The following is a 3522-nucleotide window of genomic DNA, read 5'->3' on the forward strand; positions in this document are numbered from 1 at the left end:
TCCGTCAAAACAGCTGACCTCCAACGGGAATCCGAACCGGTCGACCAGCAGCCCGACGACGATCTGAGGGTCTACCCGCCGTTCCTTGGAGTATCCGACCTTACGCAGGTCGTCTTCTTTCTCCGCTTCGAAATACAAGGTTTATGCCGATCTTTCGGTTATGCCGATGTTTTGGGTGGCTGCGCTGGTGAGGGCGTGGTCACCGTTTGAAAGGTCGGCATAAGCAGTGGGTGCGAACCTCCAAGTACTTATCTACTTGGAGGTTGATTGTCGTGATGACGGTGATGCCCGTTACGGCTCGTGGTCCGCTGGCGGGGATGGTGATGGATCGGCTCGCGCCCTGGGTCGTGGCCGAAGGGTATGCGCAGACGATGGTTCCCCAGATCTTGGGAGTGGTCCGCGGGTTGAGCGCGTGGATGGACGATCAGCACTTGGGTTTGGATGTCCTGTCTGACGGTGTTCTTGCGGACTTCCAGGCTGCCTATCCGCCGGGTGCGCCGGGGCATGTGATTGTGCGGATGCGGGTGCCGGCACTGCGACGCTTTCTGGTCGAGGCCGGGTATCTGCGCGGGGTTGGCTCAGTTCGTAAGCGCGCCAGGCGCCCTGGCCACCAGCCGAGCCTGTCGATCAGCACAGCTGCAGGGCAGGAGCTGGATGGATGGGCGCGTTGGCAGCACGAGATTCGTGGGGTCAGCGACGGTTGCATCGGCCACCGGCGTGAGTGGGTTGCCGCGTTTGTTGACTCGCTGACCAGAAACGACGCAGTCGATTGGAGTGGCTGCGACGTCGCTGCCCTGAACAGGTTCGTTGGACAGCGTTCCCGCGGTTTCTCGCCGGCCTCATGCACGCTCATCGTTGATGCGCTGCGGTCACTGATGCGGTGGGCGCTGGCCACTGGCCGTGTGGAGCGTGATCTGACGGGCGGGATTCTGCGTGCCCGCGCCTCTCGGGTCACGTTGCCGCGCGGTCTGTCGCTGACCCAGGTGGAGGCGTTGCTCGCGACGTGCGACCCGAGGACCGTCGTCACGGTGCGGGACAGGGCCGTGATCACTGTGCTGTGGCGGCTCGGGCTGCGTGCCGGGGAGACCGCGGGCTTGCTGCTTGATGACGTGGACTGGGCTGCAGGCAGATTGAGTGTCGTCGGGAAGAATGAGCGCCGGCTGACGTTGCCGCTACCGGTCGATGTTGGTGAGGCCCTGGTCGCGTGGCTGCACATGCGTCCCACCGGCGCGATGGATCGGGCATTATTCGTGCGTCTGCGCCCACCGATCCGCCGGCTGACGAGTGCTGGGATCTCCGACATCGTCAAGCACCGCGCCGAGGCTGCTGGGCTTGGTGTCGTGCATGCGCACCGTCTGCGGCACACAGCGGCGATGAACGTCATCGCGACCGGCGGCTCGCTGGTCGAGGCCCAGGAGCTCCTCGGGCATCGAAATGTTGCCAGTACACGGGTCTACGCCCGGACAGACCTTGCGTCATTGCGGACGCTGACCGTGGCGTTTGGGCAGGTGCCGCGATGAGCCTGCACGAGGACCTCGACACCTACCTGATTGCGCGCCGCCGGTTGGGTTTTCAGCTCAAGACCGTCGAGTACCTATTGCGGCAGTTCTGTGACTGGCTCGCTGAGCGTGGCCGCACCGACGTCTTCACGATTGACGAGGCGGTGCAATGGGCGCTGGAACCTCGGGATGGTCAGCCGGTGTGGTGGTCGCAGCGGTTGACGGCCGTGCGCCCGTTCGCCGCCTACCTCAACGCGGCCGGAGCCGAGGTCCCCATCATCCCCAAAGCGTTGCTGGCAACCAGGACGACCAGGTGCACGCCCTTCATCTACTCCCAGTCGGAGGTGGACCGGCTCCTTGACGCGTGCTCGTCGTTCTTCACGAATATCCGTGTCGCGGCGACGATGCGCACGATCATCGGATTGTTGGCCGCCACCGGGTTACGGATCGGCGAGGTGACGCGCCTGAGGATCGGGGACCTCGACACCGACCAGAACGTCCTCACCGTCTATGGGACAAAGATGCCATTGGACCGGTTCGTGCCCGTCCACCCGAGCACCACGGCGGCGTTGCTTGCCTACATCAACCTGCCCGAACGCCTCGCCACAGGCCCGTCTCCGGCCGGGCCGATCTTCGTCAACGCCAGGGGCGGTGGCTTCGTCATCGCGACGATCGAACAACACTTCCGAGCCCTGGTCGACTCCCTGCAGCTGGCCGCATCTGATCGACGGCGTCCGCGGCTGCACGATCTGCGCCACACGTTCGCGACCGGCCACATGGTAGCCGCCTACACACGAGGTACCAACCCCGCCCGAACCCTGGGCCTGCTCTCCACCTGGCTCGGGCACACCGGACCTGAGCACACCTACTGGTATCTGAGCGCCGTCCCCGAGCTGCTCGCGGCCGCTGCAGGACGCCTCGAACCCGCCCTCGAACAAGGGGAACTCTCATGAATGCCTTGGCTATTGAACTGCAGATGTACTTCACCGATTTTGCTCACGCCCAGCGTGACCTTGCCGCGAACACCATCAGCGCCTACCGCGACACCTGGCGAATGCTCATCAAATACCTTGCCGACACGACCAGAACCAGGGCCGAACACGTCGACTTCAACCACGTCGATGCCGAGCATGTCTCCGCGTTCTTGGACTACCTGGAAAACGCACGAGGCAACACCGTCTCCACGCGCAACTCCCGTCTGTGCGCGATCCGGGCCGTGCTCTCCCACGCGGTGGCCAACTATCCCGAGCACGCCGCCACCATCACCCGCGTCCTGGCGATGCCGCCCAAACGCCACCCCCTACCGATGCTCGAATTCCTCACCACCGCCGAGGCTGACGCCCTGATCGCCGCACCCGACCGCACCAGATGGACCGGCCGGCGTGATCACGCACTACTTGTCCTGGCCATCCAAACCGGCCTGCGGGTCAGCGAACTATGCTCGCTGACCACCTCCAACGCTCACCTTGGCTCCGCAGCCAATGTCACCTGCACCGGCAAAGGCCGCCGCAAGCGAGCAACACCCATGACCGCGACCACCGTCGCGGTCATGTCCGCCTATCTCACCGAGCGCGCGACCCGACCAGGAGACACCCTCTTCTGCGGACCAACCGGCGATCAACTCTCCCGAGACGCCCTCGAACACCGGCTCGCGATCCACCTCACCACCGCAGCAGCAAGCTGCCCGAGCATCGCCGAAAAGCACGTCACCCTCCACACCTTGCGCCACACCGCGGCGATGAACCTGCTCGCCCAGGGCGTCGACGTCGCCGTCATCGCCCTATGGCTCGGACACCAACGAACCCAATCCACCGACGCCTACCTGCACGCCGACATGAACATCAAGCAAACCGCGATCGACCGCACCCGCCCGCCGAACACCAAACCCGGCACATACCACCCTGAACCCGACATCCTCGCCTGGCTTGGAACCCTATGAATATGCCGACCTTTCAAACGGTGACCACGCCCTCACCAGCGCAGCCACCCAAAACATCGGCATAACCGAAAGATCGGCATAAAC

General features: G+C 64.3%; 3 protein-coding genes. All 3 read left to right on the forward strand.

Annotation, left to right across the window (positions count from 1 at the left end):
- Window positions 1-275: 275 nt before the first annotated feature.
- The 3 genes from VNW74_RS25670 to VNW74_RS25680 are packed head-to-tail and all read left to right on the forward strand — an operon-like array spanning window position 276 to window position 3438.
- Entirely contained in the window at window positions 276-1520 is a 1245-nt protein-coding gene (locus tag VNW74_RS25670) for a tyrosine-type recombinase/integrase (RefSeq protein ID WP_325682093.1), read from the forward strand.
- The gene (locus VNW74_RS25675; protein WP_325682090.1) at window positions 1517-2452 is read left to right on the forward strand and encodes a tyrosine-type recombinase/integrase; all 936 of its coding nucleotides are present in this window, start codon (window positions 1517-1519) and stop codon (window positions 2450-2452) included. The genes VNW74_RS25670 and VNW74_RS25675 overlap by 4 nt, the downstream gene beginning before the upstream one ends.
- Window positions 2449-3438 carry a tyrosine-type recombinase/integrase gene (locus tag VNW74_RS25680; protein ID WP_325682091.1) on the forward strand — a complete coding sequence of 330 codons (990 nt, stop codon included), beginning with the start codon at window positions 2449-2451 and terminating at the stop codon, window positions 3436-3438. The genes VNW74_RS25675 and VNW74_RS25680 overlap by 4 nt, the downstream gene beginning before the upstream one ends.
- Window positions 3439-3522: the final 84 nt, after the last annotated feature.

Origin of the sequence: Mycobacterium sp. (assembly GCF_035570115.1) — a bacterium.
In the GTDB taxonomy this organism is placed as follows: Bacteria; Actinomycetota; Actinomycetes; order Mycobacteriales; family Mycobacteriaceae; genus Mycobacterium.